The following is a 21753-nucleotide window of genomic DNA, read 5'->3' on the forward strand; positions in this document are numbered from 1 at the left end:
GCGGGACTACGCGGCGGCCGCCGCCGCCCGGCGGCGGGCCGCGAACCCGAGCAGCAGGTCCACCGCGAGGAAGACGGCCAGGCTGAGGCCCAGCAGCGGGATGAACCAGCCCACCAGCACGGTCACCGCGGCCGACGGCAGCACCACGGTCACGGGCAGCTTGCGCCAGGCGCCGCGCGGCTGTGCGCGGCCGGCCGACAGCGTGCGGTCCTTCGTCGGCCGGCGCAGCCACCACATGCGGTAACCCCAGAAGATCAGGAACATCAGGCCGACGGCCAGCGCGGCGAGCACGATCTGGTTGACGAGCCCGAAGGTCTGCCCCATGTGCAGGTCGATGCCGAAGCGGGTCATCTTGGCGAGCACGGGGTAGTCGGCGAAGCGCAGTTCGTCCATGACCCGGCCGTCGGCGGGATCGACGGCGACGCTGTCGAAGTGCACCGGCACCTGCTTGTCCTGCTCCTTGACGACGTAGCCCTTGCCCTGGGCGGGCAGGGTCACGCGGATCGCCTCGGTGACGCCGGCGTCCCGGGCGGCGGCCACGGCCCGGTCGAGGCCGACGTCCGCGGTGGGGGCGGGAGCGGGCGCGGGCATCTGCGTGCCCTCGGGCATGGTGTGGCCGGCGTGCTCGTCGGCGCCGCCGGCCTCCGTGCCCGGATTCAGCTTCGCCGAGACGGCCGGGGTGGCCCCGCCGAGGCTGTCCTGGAGCTGCCCGATGTTCTCACCGGCGTACTTCGACCAGGTCAGGCCGGTGGCGGAGAGCACGACGAGTCCGGCGGCGGACCACAGGCCGACGACGCCGTGCCAGGACAGGGTCCGGCGCCGGCCGGTGGCCCTGCGGTCCGGGAGGACCAGCTGCGACGCGCGCTTGCGGCGGCGTCCGATCCACAGGGCGAGGCCGCCGAGCGCGACCACCCACATCCAGCTGGCGGCGAGTTCGCTGTAGTTGCGGCCGAACTCCCCGAGCTGGAGGTCGGCGTGGAAGGTGCTCAGCCACGCCCGCAGCGGCAGCGCGTCACCGACGGTGGTGAGCTGCCCGCGGACCTCGGCGGTGTACGGGTCGACGAACACGGTGAGGGTCTCGCCCTCCGCGAGACCGGACCTCTCCATGATCACCCGGGTGGTGGCCTCGGCGTCGGGGCCCGGCCACACGGAGACGACCTCGCCCTCCGGTGCGGCTTCCTTGGCCGCCTCGACCTGGGCGCTGAGCGGTATGGCGGCGTCGCCGACGCGGGCGACGGTCAGCTCGTCGGCGTAGACGATCTTCTCGGCCTGCCACGAGGCGGCGTACAGCAGCCCGGTGGCGGCGGCGAGGAACAGCAGCGGGGCGACGAGCAGGCCCGCGTAGAAGTGCATGCGCAGGAGCAGCGGGCGGACGGCGGCCCAGCCGCCGCTGCCGCTCCTGGGTGTGGCGGGCGGGTCGGAGTCCGGGGTGCGGACGTCGTGGATCTCTTCAACGGACATGTCGGTCCTAGGTGTTGGCGAAGGCATGGGGACGGCGGCCCCAGGTCTCGCCTCCCCTCGCACGGGTGCCGTGGAGGTGCGCCGGATCAGGCGCGGGCAGGACGGCCGGGGGCCGTGGAGCGGTGGACACTGCCGCTCCACGGCGGCCCTCGGCGTACCACGGCGTGGGCGTGGACCGCTCCGCGCAGCCGGCGCGGGCGCCGGTGCGGGGCGCGGAAGACGGGCGGGGCCGCCACGGCGGCGACCCGGGCGCGCACCAGGACGAGCGCGCGGGCGAGCGGCCGGGCGGCGTGCAGCGCGGCCGCGCCCAGGACGCGGGCCAGCCGGAAGACGGCGGCCTCGCCCCGCGCCAGCCAGGCGGCGCAGACCAGCCCGGCGAGCACGTGCGCGGCGATCATCCCGGCACCGCCGTGGGCGGCCGCGCCTGCCATCTCGGCCATGCCGGCCGTGTCCGCCATACCGGCGGCCCCGGTGGCGGGCATGTGGTGGTGCCCCTGCACCGCGGCGGGTCCGGCAGCGGACTCGGCCGCCCGGCTGCCGGAGAAGACGAGGTGCAGCACGCCCTGTACGGAGAGCACGGCTGCGGCGATCCCCACGGGCCCGCGCCGTCGTCCGGCGAGGAACCAGGCGAGGACGGCGGTCACCGCGAAGGCGCCCAGAAGACCGGAAGGGGGAACGTCCATGCCGGACATGCGCGCATGCCCCACCGCGCCCAGCGCGACACACACCGCCGCGAACATCGCGGCTCGGGTGGCGCGCAGCGGTGGCGCGAAGGATTCGAACATGGCCGTGACATGTTCGCACGGGGCCCCTTGGTCTCCGCCAGAGGCTTATCCGATCATGAGCAGGTGAATCCAATTCCATGGGGAGCGGTGTACGCGGGCGGCGTCCAACTCGGGGCGTACGCGCTGGAGCGCACCGCACCCGCCGATCGGGAGCGGCTGCTCCGGGACTGCTCGACGAATGTCGACAATCTCGCCGCCGGGCGCTGGGAGACGCTGCTGAGCAGCGCCCTGGTCGTCGAAGAACCGATGCCCCTGCCGTACGCACTGCTGCTGGTGGCGGTGCTCGGCTACGCCGAATACGCGTACGGGGCCTGGTGGACCGCCGCGGTGTTCCTCTTCGGGCACGCCTCGGCCACCCTCCTCGTGTACGGCGGGCTGCACAGGACGACCGATTCCGCAACCCGCCGCGCCCTGGACGTGGGGACGAGCTACGGGTTCAACGCCGTCCTCGGCACGCTGACCTCCACCCTGCCGCGCGGGCCCGTCCGCACGGCCGCCCGGATCGGCCTGCTGGCGCTCACGGCGGCGCCCGTGCTGAAGCGCGGCCGGACCTTCACCGACGCAGGGCACCTCGCGGCGCTCGGGATCGGCGTGGGCGTCTCCCTGGCCCTCGATTGCCTTCCCGGGACAAAGCATCGGAAAATTACCTGAATCACCTCGTCACCGCGTCACCACACGACCGCATGACCGCATGACGCACGACCGCACGACGCATGACGCACGACCGCATCGCCGCATCGCCGCATGACACGAGTAATCCGAACACCGCTGGAGCCGCCACGATGACCGCCACCCCCTCCACCACCGTCGCCAACCTCCGCGACCTCGGCGGCACCCCGCTCCCCGGCGGCCGCACCGTCCGCTCCGGCCTGGTCCTGCGCTCCGGCCAGCTCGACCGGCTCGACCTCGACGCGGACCCGGCGGTGGCGGCGCTGGGCGTGCGTACCGTCATCGACTTCCGCACCGACGCGGAGCGCGCCGACCACCCCGACCGCATACCGGCCGGGGCCCGGCTCCTGGTCGCCGACGTCCTCGCGGACAAGCTGCGGGAGGCCGGCAAGAAGCCCGCCGCCGCCCAGCTCAAGGACCTGCTGTCCGACCCGGTGGTGGCCGAGGAACACCTCGGCGGCGGCAAGGCCCAGGCCCTGTTCGCCGACACCTACCGGTCCTTCGTGCACTCCGGCTCCGCCCAGGCCGCGTACCGCCTGCTGCTGACCGAGGCCGCCGACCCGCAGGCGGGCCCGCTGCTGTTCCACTGCACGGCCGGCAAGGACCGCACCGGCTGGGGCGCGACCGTCGTCCTGGCGCTGCTCGGCGCGGACGGCGCCACTCTGATGGCCGAATACCTCTCCGTGAACCCGGCGGTCAAGCAGGCCTTCGCCCCGATGATCGAGGGCTTCACGGCGGCCGGCGGCAACCCGGACATCGCGCTCGCGCTGATCGGGGTCTTCCCCTCCTACCTGGAGGCCGCCCTCGACGAGGTCGAGACCCGCTACGGCTCCATGGAGAAGTACGTGCGGGAGGGCCTCGGCGTCGCGGACGAGACGGTCGAGGCGCTCCGCGCCCGTCTCGTGGGCTGAGGCCCTCCCGGAGGACGCGGACGGGGCGCGGACGGGACGCGGACGGGTGACCATCCGACGATTCGCTCGTTCTGCTGAACGTGACTGCGCCGGATACCGCCACCCGTCCCCAGCCTCCCGCGGCTCCCGTGCCGCCCGACGTCGAGCAGGCCGAGGCCGCCATCGTCGAGCACTACCCGCGGCTGGTGCGGCTCGCCTATCTCGTGCTGCCCCCGACCCTCGGCCGCAACCGGCGGGTGCTCACCGCGCACTCGCTGGTCCAACGGGCGCTGCCGCGCGGGCGGCGGGACGCCGCGGCCGGGGTCGCCGCCGTGCAGGGCGGGGTCCCGGGGCAGCGGGGCGGTCCGGACGACTCCGGGTACGCGTACGTCCGGCTGCGGGTGCTCCGCGCGGCACTGGAGGCGGGGCTCCCGCTGACGTTCCGGGCACTGCCCCGGCGTGCGCAGCTCCCGCCGGCGCTGCCCCAGGTGTGGGGCCTGCGGCTGTTCCCCCGCTCGGGCGGGGCCGAGGAGCTCGCCCTCGACCAGTGGCTGGCGACCCTGGACGGTCCCGGCCGGGCCGCCTGCGTTCTGCGCGCCCTGGAGCGGCTGCCCGAGCCCGAGGTGCTCCGGGTGCTCGACGAGGCCGGCGTCCCGGATCCGGCCGCGGCGGCCCGGGAGTCCGGCGATCCGGCGAACGACGCGCTGTTCTCCTCCCCCGAGTTCGACCCGTGCGTGCTCCAGGCCCGGCCCACCGACCTGCTGCGGCGGCGCCGTCTGACGCGGGCCGCGCTGGCCGCCGGGGCGGCCCTCGCCGTGTGCGGGGCGCTGCTCGCGCTGCCCGGCGGGGGCTGGGGTTCGGACGGGGCCGCCGCACCGCCGTACGCGCGCAACGCCGCGGCCGAACAGGCCCTGGATCCGGCCGAGCTGGTCCGGGTCGCGCCCGCGCTCTGGCACACGTCCTCCCGTACGGACTTCTCCACCTGGCCGGCCCGCGGGGACCGCGCGGACGACACGGCGCTGCTGCGCCGGGCGCTGGCCGTCTGGGCGCGGCCCGGCCCGTCCGTGGTCGTCTCGGCCACCCCGGGGACCCCGTCCGGGCCGCCGATGGGACCGGCGCAGCTGCTGTTCGCGGGCGCCGTCGACCAGGCCGTGGTGGTCCTGCTGTACGACGGCCTGCGCGTGGTCCGCTACGCCGAACCGCGCTCCGGTTCGGCGGGGGCGGCCCTGGACTTCGCCCGGACCGACGGGGCCTCGGCGGACACCGCGACCGCGCTGGTCGTCAGCCGGGTCGACGGCAACGTCCGCTATCTCGCGGCGCCCTGGGTGACGGGGGTGGCCCTGCGGGACCTGCTCAAGCCCGGCGGCCCGCCGGCGGTGCTGAAGACCACCCCGGACGGGGTCACCCCGCCGGTGCCCGGGCCGGCGCCGACGGGTGACTGCACCAGCTGGAACGCCCTGTCCCTGACCGGGGACGGCGCCACCCGGCTCATCACCGACCTGGGCGAGCTGACCCCGGCCCGGCTCACGTCGGGGGCACCGGGGGCCGAGCGGAACGTGACGGAGGCGGCGGAGCTCGCGGACTGGTCGAGGATCGCCTGCCTGCTGCCCTCGGTGCGCTCGCACGGGGTCCGCACGGTCAACTCCTGGACGTACGCGAAGCAGCCGCTGCCGGAGGGCGACGGGACGGCGACCTGGCTGTGCACGCGGGCCGAGACCTGGCAGGGCGCGGCGGACCGGGTGCAGGCCCAGTTCCTGGCGCCCGGCTCGGCCACGGCGGCGCAGGCGGCGGCCGCGGAAGGGGTCGCGGCGTGCGGGCCCCGGGAGCCGCGGGTGCTGGCGGGCGTGCTGTGGAAGTCGCGTGCGGGCCAGTGGTACGTCGTGGCGGCGGGCAGCGCGCAGTTCGCCTCGCTCTCGGTCACGGGCGGCGGGGTGAACGGCTCGGCGAACGGCAACCGGCTGGCGGTCAAGGCACCGGCCGGCGCACAGGTCGACCTGTCGGGGAAGCTGACGGACGGGACGAAGGCGGGCGTGCTGCGCTGAGCCGGCGGGTACCGCGGGCAACGCGCCGCGGGCCGGGTCGGGGCGGGTCGGCGTGTCGGGGGGCCGGGTCGGGTGAAGATTCAACGAGTGGGCGGCCGAAGGGAGTTGGCGAGATCCGGGCATGACGGGCGCAGGGGACACATGGCATGATCGGATTCCGGTTACCGATCGGTAATCCCCCACACCCCTGCCCCTTTTGAAGGTCCACCACGTGCGCACGCTTGCCCGCAGCCTCCTCCTCCCGGGTCTGACCGCCCTCGCGCTCACCGCCACCGGCTGCGCCTCGACTCCCCACACCGGCGCCGCCGAACCGGCCGCCCCCGCCCCCCTCACCCCGTCCGCCGACAGCGGCTCGCAGCAGCTGGACGTGGCCGCCGCGCCCCAGGGCGAGCCCACCCCCGCGGCCGTGGCCCGGGGCGGCTCCAAGGGCAGGACACAGAAGTCCACGCTCAAGGTCGCCTCGTACGACGCCGCGACCGGACGGGCCGTCATAGCCAAGGCCCCACCGAAGGGGCCCTCCGAAGCACCCTCGAAGGACACGTCGCCCGAGGCCGACAAGCCCGTCGCGGCGGGCGACGTCATCGCCAGCGCACCCGCGCCCGGCGCCCCGAACGGCCTGCTCGCCAAGGTCACCGAGGTCGTCGGCAAGACCGACCGCGGCACCGAGGTCAAGACGGCCTCCACGACGCTGGCCGCCGTCCTCAACGACGACAAGGCCGACGGCAAGGTCCCCGTCGACCCCTCGACGGTCGTCGTCGAGCCCCTGATGAAGGGCGTCACCTTCTCCTGGGCCAAGGGCGACGGCCTGAAGTTCGGCCCCGAGGGCGCGAAGCTGCCGCTGGGCAACCTCCGGCTCGATGTGAACGCCTCCGTCGACACCGCCCCGGACGCCCCCGCCTCGGCCGGCGCCTCCGTCTCCGGCTTCGTCCAGCTCGCCCCGCAGGTCGAGTTCCAGTACGACGGCACCCAGGGCGGCGGCTCCGGCCCGCGCGGCGCCTTCCTCGGGATGAGCGGCGACTGGTCCTCGCAGTGGAAGCTCCAGGGCCGCGCCGCCGCGAGCACCGGGGCGCCCAAGCGGATCCCGTTCGCCAAGCTGCACAGCTCCCCGGTCATCCAGGTCGGCCCGGTGCCGGTCGTCGTCAACCTCGGCCTGACCTGCTACATCCAGGTGGAGGCCGACGGCAAGGTCACCCTCGACGTCCAGCAGGACGTCAAGGGTGACTTCAAGATCGGCGGCAGCTACGCCTTCGGCAAGGGCTGGACCCCGGTCAGCGCGTCGAACGTGAAGAGCACACCGGTCCAGGCGACCGTCACCGCCGCGGGGAAGGTCAAGGGCGCGCTCGGCGCCGAGGCGTCCGTCGGCCTCTACGGCGCCGTCGGCGTCACCGGCGACTTCGCCCCGTACCTGCGCGGCGAGGCCGACGTCAAGGCGACCGCGTCCAGCGACGGCAAGGCCTCCGTCAGCGGCGCCTGGGCGCTGTACGGCGGCTTCGACCTGAGCGGCAACCTCCAGCTCCAGCTGTCCCTGTTCGGCACGCCCGTCTTCGAGCGCAGGATCCCGCTCGGCGCCCTGAACCGCGAGTGGGCGCTGGCGAGCGGCAGCACCGGACGCTGACCGGGCGGTCCGCCCGGCGGACCGCGGCGGGCGCGAGAAGTGGGCGCAGGGGTCTTCTCACCCCTTGTACCCATCAGTACATTGACGCCATGTCTAATACGCCGCTCGCGCCCGCCCCCGTGGCGTCGGAACACGTGGACCTCAGGCCTCGGAACGTGTCCTTCGGCTGGGAGGACACCCCGCTCCACTGGCTGCCCGGCGAACCCTTCGCCGGACACATGATCAATGTGCTGCACCTGCTGCTGCCCGCCGGGGAGCGGTGGTTCGTGCACGTCTACAAGCAGGCGCTGCCGTACATCGAGGACGAGCGGCTGCGGGAGGACGTCGTCGGCTTCATCGGCCAGGAGGCCATGCACGCCGCCGCCCACGACGACGTCCTCCCGCACCTGAAGCGCCTGGGTCTCGACCCGACCCCCTACACCGCCCAGGTGGACTGGCTGTTCGAGAAGCTGCTCGGCGACCGTACCCTGCCGCCGGGCCGAGCCCGGCACTGGTGGCTGATGGAGCGGGTCGCGATGATCGCGGCGATCGAGCACTACACGGCGTTCCTCGGCGACTGGGTCCTGAACGCCGACGCCCTCGACCGGCGCGGCGCCGACCCCACCATGCTGGACCTGCTGCGCTGGCACGGCGCGGAGGAGGTCGAGCACCGCTCGGTGGCCTTCGACCTGTTCATGCACGTCGACGGCGGCTACCGGCGCCGGGCCCGGACGTGGGCGACCGCCTTCACCGCCCTGGTGTTCCTCTGGCAGCGCGGGGTCCGCTTCTTCATGGAGAACGACCCCCACCTCGTGGACGGCAAGGCCTCCTTCGGGCAGTTCTTCATGGCCGGACAGCAGGGCGTCCTCCCCTCGACGGGCGCCATGCTGAAGTCCATACCGAAGTACCTCTCCCGGACGTACCACCCCTCGCAGGAGGGCTCGACGGCCCAGGCCGTGGCCTACCTGGCCGCCTCCCCCGGCGCGAACGGCGGGGGGCGGGCATGAGGCGCGCCCTCGCCGTCACGGCGGTCGCGGGTGCGGCCTGGGCGGCCCGCCGGGCCCTGAACCGCCGCATCGGGAAGTCCCCGCTGTGGCCGCTGCCCGCCCTCGATGTGCCGGTCTCGGGCCATTCCCCGCGCCGCGCGCTGCGTGCGCTGATCGTCTCCCGTACGCAGCCGGCCCAGGGCGTCCTGGAACTGGTCCTGGAATCCCCGGAGCTGCCCGCGTGGACGCCGGGCGCGCACGTGGACGTCACCCTGCCTTCGGGGCTGGTCCGCCAGTACTCGCTGTGCGGCGACCCGGCGGACGAGGGCCGCTACCGGATCGCGATCCGGCTGGTCCAGGACGGCCGCGGCGGCTCCCGTGAGGCGCACGCCCGGCTGGCCGAGGGCGCCGAGCTGGAACTGCGGCCGCCGCGCAACCGCTTCGAGCTGCTGCCGGCCCCCTCGTACGCGTTCGTCGCGGGCGGCATCGGCATCACCCCGATCCTGCCGATGCTCCGCGCCGCGACCGCGGCCGGCGCCGACTGGACGCTGCTGTACGGGGGCCGCTCCCTCGACTCGATGCCCTTCCTGGACGACCTCGCGGCCTACGGCGACCAGGTCTCGGTCCAACCCGAGGACGAGGTGGGCCTGCCCGACCTGGGCGGGCTCGCCGGGGCGGCACCCGGCACCCTCGTCTACTGCTGCGGCCCGGAACCCCTCATGCAGGCCGTCACGGCCGCGGCCCACGACCCGGGGGCCGTGCGCCTGGAGCGGTTCGCGCCGTCGCCGGCGCCCGGTCCGGCGCGGGCCTTCACGCTCGAACTGCGCCGCTCGGGACGGGTCGTCGAGGTCGGCGCACAGGAGAGCACGCTCGCCGCGGTGCGCAGGGAGCTGCCCGACACCCCGTACTCGTGCGGGCAGGGTTTCTGCGGGACCTGCCAACACCGGGTGCTCGCGGGCGAGGTGGACCACCGCGACGATCTGCTCACGGATCAGGAGCGCGGGGAGTCGATGCTGTTGTGCGTCTCGCGCGCGAAGGGGGACCGCCTCGCCCTGGACCTGTGAACGCTCCCCAGTAGGGTGTCCGCATGACGACCGGAGTGCGGCGCAGGATGGGTGTCGAGGAGCGGCGGCAGCAGCTGATCGGGGTTGCCCTGGAGCTGTTCAGCCACCGGTCCCCCGACGACGTGTCGATCGACGAGATAGCGGCGGCCGCCGGGATATCCCGGCCGCTGGTCTACCACTACTTCCCCGGCAAGCTCAGCCTGTACGAGGCGGCGCTGCGGCGGGCGGCCGACGAGCTGGCCCAGCGGTTCGTGGAGCCGCGGGAGGGGCCGCTGGGGGCGCGTCTGCTGCGGGTGATGGGCCGGTTCTTCGCCTTCGTCGAGGACCACGGGCCGGGCTTCTCGGCGCTGATGCGCGGTGGTCCCGCGGCCGGCAGCAGCCGGGCCAACGCGATGATCGACGAGGTCCGGCAGGCGGCGTACGAGCAGATCCTCACGCACCTGGGGATCGGGCTGGACGAGGTACCGGCCCGGCTGGAGCTCGTGGTGCGCTCGTGGGTCTCGCTCGCCGAGTCCACCGCGTTGATCTGGCTGGACGGGCGCAGGATCCCGCGGGGCGAGCTGGAGTTGCAGCTGGTGCACGACTTCGCGGCGCTGGCCGCGGTGAGCGCCGCGTACGACGCGGAGATGGCGGGGATCCTGGTACGGATCCTGGCCGACGAGCCGGCCGACGGGCCCTTCGGGGAGCTGGTCGGGCGTCTGGTCGGGCTCGTTCCGGGCGGTGCGGCCCCCGTGGTGTGACAGTGCGCGCATACTGCGCACTCCCTTGATCACAACCGGTGGTGATCACCGATAATGCCCGCGTGATCATTGACGACGGGATCTTGTTCCGGCCTGCCGTGGAGAAGGACGCCGGGACGCTGGTGCGGCTGTACGACGAGGCCGCCCGCTGGATGCAGAAGCACGGGATCGAGCAGTGGAAGCCCGGCGACAAGGACGCGGCGCACTTCCGGTCGAAGATGCACGACGGAGAGGTGTGGCTCGCCGGCGACGCCGAGGGCCGGGTGTGCGGGGCCTACGAGTTGTGGTGGTCCGACGAGGAGGCCTGGGGGATCCAGCCGCCCGTGGCGGGCTACGTGCACCGGCTGATGGTGTCGCGCGAGACCGCCCCCGCCGGGGCCGGCCGCCGGCTGCTCGAACATGCCGAGCGGCGGACGGCCAGGACCGGGCGGGAGCGGGCGCGGCTGGACTGCGTCTCCACCAACCCCCGGCTGCTCGCGTACTACCTGGGCGCGGGCTACCGGGTGGTCGGGGAACTCCCCGACAAGCGGGGGAAGGACGGCAGGGTCTACGGGGTGATCCTGCTGGAGAAGCGGCTCGACCGGCTCACCGTCGTGTGAAGACGGAGACGGTGCGGGCGGGGACGGTGAACTCTCCTGTCGTCGCGTCGTAGGCGGACTGCTTGACCGTGGCGTCGGAGCCGGCGGCCTGCACCGGGTGCAGGCGGTAGGCGGTGCCCGCGAGGGCGGTGACGCGCTGGGGCTGGGTGGTGGGGGTGGCGTTGAAGACCACGACCAGGTCGCCGAGGGTCATGGTGATCACGCCCGGGGTCTCCTCGCGGCCCGAGAGGGGGAAGGCCATCCGGGACTGGACCTCCTGCGCCGTGGTGAGGGCGAAGTCCGGCTCGGTGGTGCGGATCTTCAGCAGGTCGCGGTGGGCTGCCGCGGTGGCGGTGATGTCGGTGCAGGTGGGCGCCGGTCCCGTCAGCAGCGGCTTCGCGTAGGGCCACTTCGGGGCGTTGTCGGCGGCCGGGGGCAGGCCCCGGCCGAAGCCGTTGCCGGCGCGGCAGTCCCACTGGATGGCGTTGAACCAGTCGCCGCTGTCGTAGGAGTTGCGGTCCAGGGACTTGGAGCGCAGCAGGTCGGTGCCGGCCTGGGAGAGGGCCGGGCCCTGCGAGAGGGTGGCCGTCGCCATGGCCAGGACCTGCATGCGGGCCTTGTCGCGGTTGGCGGTGGCGGGCGGGAGCTTGAAGGTCAGGGCGTCGGCGAGGGTCTCGTTGTCGTGGGCGTCGGCGTAGGCGAGGGCGTCGCCGGGGGCGGCCGCGTAGCCGGCCGGGGAGCCGTTGTAGTCCACCTCGGAGCCCTTGACGCGGCGCCCGGCGGTGTCGGTGAAGGCGTACGAGGCGAGGTTGCCGGAGAGGCCGACCTTGATCAGGTCCTGGGCGTGCAGGAGGCGGGCCCTCTGCTCGGCCGGGGTGCCGCCCGCCGGTGCGCCGTTGGGCTCGGTGAACAGGCCGGACGCGAAGCCCTGGACGCGCGGGTCCTCGTCGAAGGGGCCGCCGCCGCGGACGGCGTCGCGCGCCCGGTCGGAGAAGGTGGCGATGCCGGTCCCGGCCATGTTCTTCTGCGTGGCCTGCACGAAGCGGGCGTCGTCGGCGATCTCGCCGAAGTTCCAGCCCTCCCCGTAGAGGACGATCTTCTTGCCGTCCACGCCGTCCTTGGCGGGGGTCAGGGCGTCCAGCGCGGCCCGGACGGCCAGGATGTTGGCCTTCGGGTGGTGGCCCATCAGGTCGAAGCGGAAGCCGTCGACCTTGTACTCCTTCGCCCAGGTGACGATCGAGTCCACGACGAGGCGGCCCATCATGGCGTTCTCGGGTGCGGTGTTGGCGCAGCAGGTGGAGGTGGCGACGCTGCCGTCGGCCAGCAGGCGCTGGTAGTAGCCGGGGACGATGCGGTCGAGGACCGACTTGTCCGACTGCCCGGCGGCGACGGTGTGGTTGTAGACGACGTCCATCACCGTGCGCAGCCCGGCCCCGTTGAGGGACTGGACCATCCTGCGGAACTCCACGGTGCGGGCCGTGCCGTTCGGGTCGCTGGCGTAGCTGCCCTCGGGGACGGTGTAGTGCAGCGGGTCGTAGCCCCAGTTGTAGGAGTCCTTCGCGGCGGCCGCCGCCACGCAGGCCTGCTGCTCCTGCGAGTCCGGTGCGTACACCGTGAGGTCGCAGGCGGGCTCGGTGCGGTCCGCGGGCTTCTCCGGGATGGTGCCGATGTCGAAGGCGGGCAGGAGGTGGACGTAGGAGGTGCCGGCGCCGGCCAGGTCGCGCAGGTGGCGCATGCCCGCCGAGGCGGAGTCGGTGAAGGCCAGGTACTGGCCGGGGTGGCCGCTGGTGCGGTCCGCGACGGAGAAGTCGCGGATGTGGAGCTCCTGGATCTGCGCGGAGGTGAAGGGGACGGCGGCGGGCTTGCGCAGCTGCTTCCAGCCGGGCGGCGCGAGCTCGGGGTCGGCCAGGTCCACGGCCAGGCTGTGCGTGGAGTCGGCGGTCAGGGCGGTGGAGTAGGGGTCGGTGACGAGGTTGCGGACCACCTGGCGGGTGCTGGGGGCCCAGACGGTCACCGCGTAGCGGTACGGCTTCCCCTTCCAGGAGCGCTCGCCGCGCACCGACCAGACGCCGGTGGCGTCGTCGCGGCGCATGGCGACGGTGCGGCCGTCGAGTTCGAGGGACACCTGCTGGGCGGTGGGCGCCCAGACGGACAGGGTGGGGCGGCCGTCCTTGAAGACCGGCCCGAGGGCGGCGGTCGTCGCGTACAGGTCGTCGAGGACGCCGGCGAGCTGGACGCCGGTGGCGGCGAGCACGGCGCCGTTCGCGGCGCGGGCGCTCGCGACGAGCTGGCCGCGCAGGGCCTCGCGGACGCGGTCCCGGTCGCGCGGGTCCACCGTGAAGGCGGGGTAGGCGGCCAGGTGCGGGAACTTCTGCTTCTGCGCGGCGGTCAGCTCGGTGCGGCCGAGCCTCAGCCACCGGGCGGGGCCGGTCAGGGCGCCGTTCTCGGCCTTGACGGCGCCTTCGCGGGAGGCGAGGAGCTGTACGGAGGCGGCGGCCGCGGGGGCGTTCCAGGCGACGGTGTCGCGGTCGAGCCACACGGCCTTGGACGTGGTGAGGTCGAGGGCTGCGGAGGAGCCGGCGGGCTGCGGCAGGAGGTACTTCTCCCGGCCGCCGAGCATCCACACCTCGTGGCCGGTGGCCTTCAGGTCCAGGGACTGGTCGGCGGGCAGGTCCTTCTCGTCGCCCTTGTGCAGGATGTAGCTGAGGCTGGTGGCGCCGGCGGCGAGCGGGACCTCGTAGACCGCGCCGTAGGAGTCGGTACGGGTCGGCAGCAGCGGCTTGGACCAGTCGGTCGGGGTCGCGGCCCCGGTCCACACGTGCAGGCCCCAGCCGTCGTACGCGCCGTCGGGGCGCTGGTAGTGCAGGACGGCCTTGCCCTGGTCCTGCGGCGGGTAGGCCGGGCGGTCGGTGCGGGCGGGCTCCTTGCCCTGCTCCAGCCAGATCTCGCCGGTCTTCGTCACGTCGATGGTGCGGTCGGCGGCGACGTCCTTGTTGCCGTCCTTGTCGATGACGAGGTAGCCGACCGAGGAGGCGCCGGGCTTGAGCTTGACGTACGCGAAGGCGCCGTAGGCGTCGCGGCCGGTGAAGTCGTGGCCGGCCGGCCACGGCGTGGCCTCGCCCTCGGCGATGTCGCCCCAGGCGTAGAGCCGCCAGTCGGTGTAGTCGCCGTCGGGGCGGTTGTAGTGGACGACCGCGTAGTCGCGCTGGGTGGCGGTGGGCACCTCGACGGGCGGGGCCTGGCCGGTGACGGACTGGGCGAGGGCACTCGCGGTGCGGCCGGCGGAGTCGACGACGACGGCCTTGTAGCGCAGGGCGGTCCCGGCGGGGGTCTTGGCGTCGATGTGCTGGGTGACCTTGTAGGGGGCGTGGTCGGCGGAGCCGAGGACCTGCCACTTGTCGTTGCCGGTCTGTGCGGCGAACACGACCCGGTTCAGGCCGCCGCCGGTGACGTCCGCGGACAGCTCGACGGTGCCGGTGGCGCCGGGGGCCGGGGCCTTCAGCGTCAGGGCGGGCTTGGCGGTGGGGGCGGCGAGCGGGGTGACGGCCTGGAGGACCACCGAGCCGAGGGCGGGGACGACGACGGTGAGCTTTCCGGCGGCGGAGGCGCGGATCAGCGCCGTGCCGCCGTACAGGGTGCGGTACTGGGTGCCGGCCGGGGCGTCGATCTCCACGGTGCGGGACTCGGTCGCGTTGTTGGCGGCGACCAGGTACTCGGTGCGGGTGCGGGCGTCCGTCCGGGCGAAGGCGTACACGGAACCGTCGGAGAATCGTTCACTCTGGATGCCGTCGCGCAGGGCCGGGTGGGCCTTGGTCAGCTTCGAGAGAGCACTGATCTCCTTGTAGAGCGGGTGCTCCGGATCGTAGGCGTCGCTCGCGTGCGTGCGCGCCGTTCCGAGCTGGTCGTCGTCCAGGTAGTCGGCGGTCTTCGACGCGAACAGCGGCTGGCGCGCGTCCTTGTCGCCGCCGGCGCCGGTGTAGCCCTGCTCGTCACCGGAGTAGATGACGGGGTTGCCGCGGGAGAGGAACATCAGCTCGTTGGCGAGCCGGTAGCGGCCCAGCAGTTCCTGCTCGGCCGCGCCCGGCCGGTCCTGCTTCAGGAAGGTCCCGAAGCGGCCCATGTCGTGGTTGCCGAGGAAGGTCACCTGCTCGTAGGCGTTGGCCTTGCCCGAGGTGTAGCGGTAGTCGTCGGCGAGGACGGCGCCCAGCCGGGAGGCCGCCGCGCCCTGCGAGGCGTACGCGCGGATCGCGTCCTGGAGCGGGAAGTCGAGGGTGGCGTCGAGCTTCCCGCGCGTCACGTACGGGGAGGTGACGGCGGTGTCGGCGGAGTAGACCTCGCCGAACATGAAGAAGTCGTCGCGTCCGCGCTTGGCCGCGTACGCGTCGAGGGCCGTCGCCCACTGCGTCCAGAACTCCGTGTTGACGTGCTTGACCGTGTCGATGCGGAAGCCGTCGATCTTGAAGTCCTTCACCCACCTCTCGTAGATCTTCTCCATGCCGCTGACGACCTCGGGGCGCTCGGTCCACAGGTCGTCCAGGCCGAAGAAGTCGCCCTGCTCGGAGGACTCGCCGGCGAAGGTGGAGTCACCCCGGTTGTGGTACATCGTCGGGTCGTTGAGCCAGCCGGGTACCTTGAGGTTCTTCTTGGCGTCCGGCACGAACGGGGTCCTCGGGAAGGACTCCCCGTCCACCTTCGGGAACTTCCCCTTCCCGTCGGCAGCCGCCTTTGATTCAAGAACAGTCTTGTCGTCGAACGGCTCTCCGTCCTTCGTCAGGTAGGGGAACGCCCCCTTCGACAGGTACGAGTAGGAGGCCTCCCGGTAGTCCACGACGTCGGCGGTGTGGTTGGTGATGACGTCGAAGAAGACCTTCATCCCCTTCGCGTGCGCCTTGTCGATCAGCCGCTCCAGGTCCGCGTTGGTGCCGAAGTGCGGGTCGACCTGGGTGAAGTCGGTGATCCAGTAGCCGTGGTAGCCGGCGGAGACGTCGTCGCCCTTGCCCTGCACCGGCTGGTTCTTGAAGATCGGCGCCATCCAGATGGCGGTGGTGCCGAGCCCCTTGATGTAGTCGAGCCGGTCGGTGAGCCCCTTGAGGTCGCCGCCCTGGTAGAAGCCCTTGTCGGTGGGGTCCAGGCCGGTCTCCAGGCGGGAGCCGGTCAGCCCGCCGCGGTCGTTGCCGGGATCACCGTTCGCGAACCGGTCCGGGAGCACGAAGTAGAACTGCTCGCGGGTCAGGTCGTGGCGGGCCGGTTCGGCGGCCAGCTTCGCGTCCGAGGGCGGGGCGGGCACCTTGGCCTCGGCGGCCGCGGCGGGGAGTGCGGGCAGGAGTGTCACGGCCAGCGCGGCGGCGAGCACTCCTGCGGCAGGGCGTATCAAGGCGGGTCTCCTTGTGTACGTGTCGCATGGATGAGGGCCGCCCGGCGGGGGGCGGGGAAGATGGTGCCGGGCGGCCCTGGTCTGTGGGACGGCGGCTCAGCTGCGCCAGGTGTCGCTCAGCGTGACCTTGCCGCTCGCGGGGACGGTGGCCGTGCGGTTGGCGCCGCTCTCCCAGGTGACGTTCCCGGAGGCGTCCTTGCGCACGTACTTGTACGCGAAGGACGTGCCGGCCGGGAGGGTGACGTCGAGCTTCCACACGGGATACGCCGCCGGGTCGAGCTTGAGGGCGCCGCCGGTGTTCCAGCTGCCGAGCTCGGCGCGGTCACCGGTGACGTAGATGTTCTGCCCCGGCACGGTGGTGGCGTCGACGGCGAAGGCCGCCCCGCCGGAGACCGCCGGGGTGCCCGCGCAGGTGCGGGCGTTGACGTGCAGGGCGAGGGCCGTCCCGGCGCCGAGCGTGGCCGTGAACTGGCCGCCGGAGCCGACGGTCACGGTGCGCCCGCTCTGCACGTCGCAGTAGTCGCCGGCCGGGAGCGAGGTCTGGAACGTCCGGGTCAGCGCCGAGCCCTCGTGGTTGATCGCGACGTAGGCCTTGGAGCCGCGCCCGAAGGCGATCCGGTCGCCGCCGTTGTCCCACCAGTTCACGACGCCCTGACCGCGCGCCGCGTTGCGGAAGCCGACCATGGAGGAGATCTCCCGCCAGGCGTGCTGGCACTTCCACCCGTCCGAGTAACAGGCGTTGACCGTGCCGCCGTTCGGCGGGCCGGCGTCCTTGTCGGTCCACTCGTAGCCGGAGTGCACGTCCGGCGATCCGTACGGCCACGCCAGCGCGAACACACTGGCGAGGGTGTAGGCGGACCCGTCCTTGTAGGTGAGGGTGTCGCCGACGCGCTCGGTGTCGTGGTTGTCGACGAAGACGCCGCTCTGGGAGGAGGGCATGTACCCCCACGCCTCGCCGAAGTTCTTCAGGTAGGCCAGGTTCTCGCTCTGGAAGACGCGCTTGAGGTCGCGGGCGTAGCGGAACTCCTGCACGTCGCCGCTGCCGAGGTACTCGTTCGGCAGGACGGCCTCACCGGCCCCGAATATCGCCTCCTGCTTCCAGTAGACCCCCGGGTTCGTCAGCCGGGACTTGATGTTGGCGAGGTCGGCGGCGGGCATGTGCTTGGCGGCGTCGATGCGGAAGCCGTCGACGCCCAGCGAGAGCAGGTCGTTGAGGTAGCCGGCGATCCGGCCGCGCACGTAGTCCTCGCCCGTGTCCAGGTCCGCGAGCTGGACGAGCTCGCAGTTCTGGACGTTGCCGCGGTCCTGGTAGTTGGAGATCGTCGCCCGGCAGTCGTCCATGTCGGCACCCGAGTAGATGCCCGGGTAGTTGTACTTCGTGTACGAAGAACCCCCCGTCCCGGTGAGGGTGGCGCCCGCGTCCGCCGGGCCCGCCATGTGGTTGATGACGGAGTCGACGACGACCTTCACGCCCGCGGCGTGGCAGGCGCCGACCATCGCCTGGAAGGCGGCCCGGTCACCGAGCCGACCGGCGATCTTGTAGCTGACGGGCTGGTAGGAGGTCCACCACTGGCTGCCCTGGACGTGCTCCTGCGGGGGCGAGACCTGTACGTACCCGTAGCCGGCGGGGCCGAGGGAATCGGTGCACGCCTTGGCGACGGAGTCGAAGCGCCACTCGAAGAGGACGGCGGTCACGTCCTTCTCGCCGGGGGGTGCGGCGGCGGCCTGCGGCGCGATGGCGGTGAGCGTGGCAGCGGCAAGTGCGGTGGCGGTGAAAAGAGTTGCAGCTCTGACGGCTCTGGCAGGCATGCGGGGGCCTCCTGGCGGAAGAGGTGGGGATTGGAGCGACCGTAGGTGCCAGGTAGGAGGCCTGCAAGACTTTGCGCAAGAGATTGCAGAATTGTTTCCGAGGCGTGTCCTCCCGCCCCCACCGGTGGACTCGGCCCGGAACAGGGCGAGTTCGGGGGCGGGGGACGGAAGCCGGCGGGGAAGTCGATCAGGCGTGCGGAGACCGCCGGCCGGCCCGGGCGCAATCCCTGGATGCCGAGCGCGTCGAGCAGGAGCGTCGGAGACTCAGCAGCCTGCGGCTCCGCCCCGGCAGTAGGCGCATGGGGATCCTGCTCCCTCAGGCGGAGAACCGGGCAGTCCGGCTTGGCCGGTTCACCATGTCACCAGGGGGTGATCTGCACGACGTAGAGACGTTCGTGACGGGGAACCACGAGGTAGCGGAACATCCCTCCCGGAACGAACTGGTCGGAGCTCCCGGGGCTCACCTCCTGGTACGTGGTCCCGTCGAGGTAGAGGGCTTCAGCGGCGCGCACGAGCTCATCGGCCCTTTTCTCCACCTCTGCGACAAAGGCCGGAGGTGCCCCGCCGGCCACGTTCTCCTCGCCGGGGTCGTACTCCCACGTCCAGCTCACAGCGCGGCGGACTCCTCGGCTTCGGCTTCGACGGCGCGGAGGTCGTCCATCGCGGGGCGGAACGCGGGGTCGGCGTTGCTGCCGGTGGCATGGACGGCGGCCAGGGCACGGCGTCGGCGCTCGAAGAGGTCGGGTCGGCGTTCGATCTCGACCTCGCGGGCCCAGGTCCTGATCCATCCGTGGATGGGTCCGAGGGTGTCGTGCTCGGCAGCCAGAGCGAAGGCGGCGTTCTTCTGCCGCTCCATCTCGTCAAGACGGTGGGGGGCGATGCGTGCGAGGGCGACGCGCAGGGCGTCGGGGGTGTGCTCGGGCCGCGGGATGAGCTCTCTGCCGTGTTCCGGCTGTGTGGTCATGGTGTCCTCTCAAGCGTCGGCCCCGCCCAGAGTAACGAGCCGGGACACGGTGCGGTTCGGTTCAGCGTGTCCCGCCCGCACCGCAGGTCCCGACCCCCGGCCTCCGCGCCCCGCCCCTACGGCACCTGCCCCGTCGAGCCCCGCACCACCAGCTCCGGCTGGAAGACGTACTCCGTCCGCTGGACCGGGGTCCCGGACACCGCCTCCAGGAGGGCGCCCACCGCCGCCGTCGCCATCGCGCGCACCGGCTGGCGGACGGTCGTGAGCGGCGGGTCCGTGAACGCGATCAGCGGTGAGTCGTCGAAGCCGACGACCGACACGTCCTGCGGCACCCGCAGGCCCCGCTCGCGCACGGCCCGTATCACCCCGAGCGCCATCGGGTCGCTGCCGCACACGATGCCCGTGCAGCCGCGGTCGAGGAGGGCCATGCCCGCGGCGTGGCCGCCCTCGACCGTGAAGAGGGTGCGCTGGATCCGCCCCTCGGCCTCCGCGTCCGGGACGACGGACCGGAAGCCCTGCTCCTTGCGGGCCGAGGGCACGTACCGGGTCGGCCCGATGGCCAGCCCGATCCGTTCGTGCCCGAGGTCCTGGAGGTGCCGTACGGCCATCTCGGCGGCCGCGCGGTCGTCCGGGGAGATGAAGGGCGCGTTCACGTGCTCGTTGAAGCCGTTGATCATCACGAACGGCAGGCCGCGGGAGGCGAGGCGCTGGTAGCGGGCGGGGTCCGCGTGGGAGTCGGCGTGCAGCCCCGACAGGAAGACGATGCCGGTGACCCCCCGCTCCTCCAGCTGCTCCACCAGTTCGTCCTCGGTGGCCCCGCCCGGCGTCTGCGTGCACAGGACCGGCGTGTAGCCGTGTCCGGCCAGGGCCTGTTCGATGACCTGCGCGAACGCCGGGAAGATCGGGTTGGTGAGCTCGGGGATCAGCAGGCCGACCAGGCCGTTGCTGCGGCGTTTGAGCCGCACGGGCCGCTCGTAGCCCAGCAGGTCCATCGCGGCCAGCACCTTGTGCCGGGTGCCGGCCGCGACGCCCGCCTTGCCGTTGAGCACACGGCTGACCGTCGCCTCGCTGACCTGGGCCTGCGCGGCGATGTCCGTCAGCCGGAGGGGGGAGGTCACCCCGCCGTCACCTGCCACCACACCGTGGTGTCGGCCGGCAGTACGCCGTCCTCGACCGTGTCGCCGCTGGACAGCAGCACCTCGCCGGTGACGGGGAGGCGTACCGCCGTGCCGGTGGTGTTGGCGGTGCAGAGGAAGTTCCCGCGGCGCAGGACGAGCACGCCCTCCGGGGCCTCCTGCCAGTCCACGGACTCGCCCGCGCCCAGGTCCGGGTGCTCGCGGCGCAGCCGCAGGGCGGTCCGGTACAGCTCCAGGGTGGAGGACGGGTCGCCGGTCTGCGCCTCGACGCTCAGCTCCGCCCAGGAGTCGGGCTGGGGGAGCCAGCTGCCGCCGGTGCCGAAGCCGTACGGGGCCTCGGTGCCCGACCACGGGATGGGGACGCGGCAGCCGTCGCGGAAGCCGTCCTGTCCCGCGGCGCGGAAGAACGACGGGTCCTGGCGGACCTCGTCCGGCAGGTCGGTGACGTCGGGCAGGCCGAGTTCCTCGCCCTGGTAGACGTACGCCGAGCCGGGCAGCGCCAGCATCAGCAGGCTCGCGGCGCGGGCCCGTCGCAGGCCGAGGTCGCGGTCGCCGGGCTCGCGCAGCTGGGTGCCGAGGCCGGCGGGGTTGGCGAAGCGGGTGGCGTGCCGGGTGACGTCGTGGTTGGACAGCACCCAGGTGGTGGGGGCGCCGACGGGGCGCATCGCGGCGAGCGAGCCGTCGATGACCTCGCGGAGCGCGGTCGCCTCCCAGTCGCTGGTGAGGTACTGGAAGTTGAACGCCTGGTGCATCTCGTCGGGGCGGACGTAGCGGGCCGTGCGTTCGACGGTCGGGGTCCAGGCCTCGGCGACCAGGACGCGGTCGCCCTCGTACTCGTCGAGGATCAGCCGCCAGGAGCGGTAGATCTCGTGGACGCCGTCCTGGTCGAAGAAGGGCATGACGTCGTTGCCGAGCAGCTTGAGCTGGTCGCGGGCGCCGAGGTCGGGCAGGCCGGGCGCCTTGACCAGGCCGTGGGCGACGTCGACGCGGAAGCCGTCGGCGCCGAGGTCGAGCCAGAAGCGCAGGATGGAGCGGAATTCGTCCTGGACGGCCGGGTGCTCCCAGTTGAAGTCGGGCTGCTCGGGCGCGAAGAGGTGCAGGTACCACTCGCCGTCCGCGACCCGGGTCCAGGCGGGCCCGCCGAAGATCGACTCCCAGTCGTTGGGGGGCAGTTCGCCGTTCTCGCCCTTGCCGGGGCGGAAGTGGAACCGCTCGCGCAGCCGGGATCCGGGGCCTTCGCGCAGCGCCTGCTTGAACCATTCGTGCTGGTCGGAGCAGTGGTTGGGGACGAGGTCGACGATGATGCGCAGGCCCAGGTCGTGGGCTTCGCGGATCACGGCGTCGGCGTCGTGCAGGGTGCCGAACATGGGGTCGATGGCCCGGTAGTCGGCGACGTCGTAGCCGGCGTCGGCCTGCGGGGAGGCGTAGAAGGGGCTGAGCCAGACGGCGTCGACGCCCAGCTCCTTGAGGTAGGGCAGGCGGCTGCGGATGCCTTCGAGGTCCCCCATGCCGTCTCCGTTGGAGTCGGCGAAGCTGCGCGGATAGACCTGGTAGATCACCGCGTCTCTCCACCAGCCGGGCGTGGTGCCGGTGGTGGTGGGAAGTGCGTCGGCGAGGTGCTGGGTCATGTCGTCCTTGGAGAGATCGGGCCGGAAGGGGAA

The 21753-nt window shown here is 73.0% G+C and carries 16 protein-coding genes; 8 read left to right on the forward strand and 8 right to left on the reverse strand.

The features are described 5' to 3' along the window. Positions 1-6 precede the first annotated feature (6 nt). Both AVW11_RS11765 and AVW11_RS11770 read right to left on the reverse strand, forming a co-directional pair. The gene (locus tag AVW11_RS11765; protein ID WP_060178219.1) at positions 7-1461 is read right to left on the reverse strand and encodes a PepSY-associated TM helix domain-containing protein; all 1455 of its coding nucleotides are present in this window, start codon (positions 1459-1461) and stop codon (positions 7-9) included. 86 nt (positions 1462-1547) lie between these two features. Beyond that, positions 1548-2246, reverse strand: coding sequence for a hypothetical protein (locus tag AVW11_RS11770; RefSeq protein WP_060178220.1), 699 nt, complete (start codon positions 2244-2246; stop codon positions 1548-1550). Between the two features lie 63 nt (positions 2247-2309). Between AVW11_RS11770 and AVW11_RS11775 the strand changes: the two genes are divergently transcribed. The 8 genes from AVW11_RS11775 (at position 2310) to AVW11_RS11810 (ending at position 10830) form a co-directional block, all read left to right on the forward strand. Beyond that, entirely contained in the window at positions 2310-2897 is a 588-nt protein-coding gene (locus AVW11_RS11775) for a rhomboid-like protein (RefSeq protein ID WP_240528161.1), read from the forward strand. 131 nt (positions 2898-3028) lie between these two features. After that, positions 3029-3826: a tyrosine-protein phosphatase gene (locus AVW11_RS11780; RefSeq protein WP_076043950.1), complete on the forward strand. Its 798-nt coding sequence runs from the start codon at positions 3029-3031 to the stop codon at positions 3824-3826. An 80-nt stretch (positions 3827-3906) separates the two neighbouring features. Next, entirely contained in the window at positions 3907-5847 is a 1941-nt protein-coding gene (locus tag AVW11_RS11785; RefSeq protein ID WP_060178222.1) for a hypothetical protein, read from the forward strand. 211 nt (positions 5848-6058) lie between these two features. Then, positions 6059-7462, forward strand: a complete 1404-nt coding sequence (locus AVW11_RS11790; RefSeq protein WP_079250596.1) for a hypothetical protein — start codon at positions 6059-6061, stop codon at positions 7460-7462. Positions 7463-7551: 89 nt separating this feature from the next. Then, positions 7552-8448 carry a metal-dependent hydrolase gene (locus AVW11_RS11795; RefSeq protein ID WP_060178224.1) on the forward strand — a complete coding sequence of 299 codons (897 nt, stop codon included), beginning with the start codon at positions 7552-7554 and terminating at the stop codon, positions 8446-8448. Next, positions 8445-9491: a PDR/VanB family oxidoreductase gene (locus AVW11_RS11800; RefSeq protein ID WP_076043952.1), complete on the forward strand. Its 1047-nt coding sequence runs from the start codon at positions 8445-8447 to the stop codon at positions 9489-9491. The genes AVW11_RS11795 and AVW11_RS11800 overlap by 4 nt, the downstream gene beginning before the upstream one ends. 23 nt (positions 9492-9514) lie before the next feature. Beyond that, the gene (locus AVW11_RS11805; protein ID WP_060178225.1) at positions 9515-10231 is read left to right on the forward strand and encodes a TetR/AcrR family transcriptional regulator; all 717 of its coding nucleotides are present in this window, start codon (positions 9515-9517) and stop codon (positions 10229-10231) included. A 62-nt stretch (positions 10232-10293) separates the two neighbouring features. Next, positions 10294-10830 carry a GNAT family N-acetyltransferase gene (locus AVW11_RS11810; RefSeq protein WP_030849186.1) on the forward strand — a complete coding sequence of 179 codons (537 nt, stop codon included), beginning with the start codon at positions 10294-10296 and terminating at the stop codon, positions 10828-10830. Here the strand turns inward: AVW11_RS11810 and pulA are convergent. The 6 genes from pulA to AVW11_RS11840 all read right to left on the reverse strand — a co-directional run bounded on the left by pulA (position 10817) and on the right by AVW11_RS11840 (position 21720). Then, positions 10817-16183, reverse strand: a complete 5367-nt coding sequence (pulA, locus tag AVW11_RS11815; RefSeq protein ID WP_107423266.1) for a pullulanase-type alpha-1,6-glucosidase — start codon at positions 16181-16183, stop codon at positions 10817-10819. The genes AVW11_RS11810 and pulA overlap by 14 nt on opposite strands. Positions 16184-16279: 96 nt before the next feature. Beyond that, on the reverse strand, positions 16280-17992 hold the full coding sequence (locus tag AVW11_RS11820; RefSeq protein ID WP_076043953.1) for a carbohydrate-binding module family 20 domain-containing protein: 1713 nt from the start codon (positions 17990-17992) through the stop codon (positions 16280-16282). Positions 17993-18351: 359 nt separating this feature from the next. Then, the gene (locus tag AVW11_RS11825; RefSeq protein ID WP_030849178.1) at positions 18352-18603 is read right to left on the reverse strand and encodes a hypothetical protein; all 252 of its coding nucleotides are present in this window, start codon (positions 18601-18603) and stop codon (positions 18352-18354) included. Beyond that, the gene (locus AVW11_RS11830; RefSeq protein WP_030849175.1) at positions 18600-18956 is read right to left on the reverse strand and encodes a hypothetical protein; all 357 of its coding nucleotides are present in this window, start codon (positions 18954-18956) and stop codon (positions 18600-18602) included. The genes AVW11_RS11825 and AVW11_RS11830 overlap by 4 nt, the downstream gene beginning before the upstream one ends. 116 nt (positions 18957-19072) lie before the next feature. Beyond that, on the reverse strand, positions 19073-20074 hold the full coding sequence (locus AVW11_RS11835) for a LacI family DNA-binding transcriptional regulator (protein ID WP_234331054.1): 1002 nt from the start codon (positions 20072-20074) through the stop codon (positions 19073-19075). Then, positions 20071-21720, reverse strand: a complete 1650-nt coding sequence (locus tag AVW11_RS11840) for a glycoside hydrolase family 13 protein (protein WP_076043954.1) — start codon at positions 21718-21720, stop codon at positions 20071-20073. The genes AVW11_RS11835 and AVW11_RS11840 overlap by 4 nt, the downstream gene beginning before the upstream one ends. Between the last annotated feature and the right edge of the window lie 33 nt (positions 21721-21753).

Origin of the sequence: Streptomyces amritsarensis, assembly GCF_001953875.1 — a bacterium.
Taxonomy (GTDB): domain Bacteria; phylum Actinomycetota; class Actinomycetes; order Streptomycetales; family Streptomycetaceae; genus Streptomyces; species Streptomyces amritsarensis.

What these genes read in the sequence shown, in the direction of transcription:
- AVW11_RS11765 (WP_060178219.1), bottom strand. Translation starts at nt 1,461, where the DNA reads ATGTCCGTTGAAGAGATCCACGACGTCCGCACCCCGGACTCCGACCCG.
- AVW11_RS11770 (WP_060178220.1), bottom strand. Translation starts at nt 2,246, where the DNA reads ATGTTCGAATCCTTCGCGCCACCGCTGCGCGCCACCCGAGCCGCGATG.
- AVW11_RS11780 (WP_076043950.1), top strand. Translation starts at nt 3,029, where the DNA reads ATGACCGCCACCCCCTCCACCACCGTCGCCAACCTCCGCGACCTCGGC.
- AVW11_RS11795 (WP_060178224.1), top strand. Translation starts at nt 7,552, where the DNA reads ATGTCTAATACGCCGCTCGCGCCCGCCCCCGTGGCGTCGGAACACGTG.
- AVW11_RS11800 (WP_076043952.1), top strand. Translation starts at nt 8,445, where the DNA reads ATGAGGCGCGCCCTCGCCGTCACGGCGGTCGCGGGTGCGGCCTGGGCG.
- AVW11_RS11805 (WP_060178225.1), top strand. Translation starts at nt 9,515, where the DNA reads ATGACGACCGGAGTGCGGCGCAGGATGGGTGTCGAGGAGCGGCGGCAG.
- AVW11_RS11820 (WP_076043953.1), bottom strand. Translation starts at nt 17,992, where the DNA reads ATGCCTGCCAGAGCCGTCAGAGCTGCAACTCTTTTCACCGCCACCGCA.
- AVW11_RS11830 (WP_030849175.1), bottom strand. Translation starts at nt 18,956, where the DNA reads ATGACCACACAGCCGGAACACGGCAGAGAGCTCATCCCGCGGCCCGAG.
- AVW11_RS11840 (WP_076043954.1), bottom strand. Translation starts at nt 21,720, where the DNA reads ATGACCCAGCACCTCGCCGACGCACTTCCCACCACCACCGGCACCACG.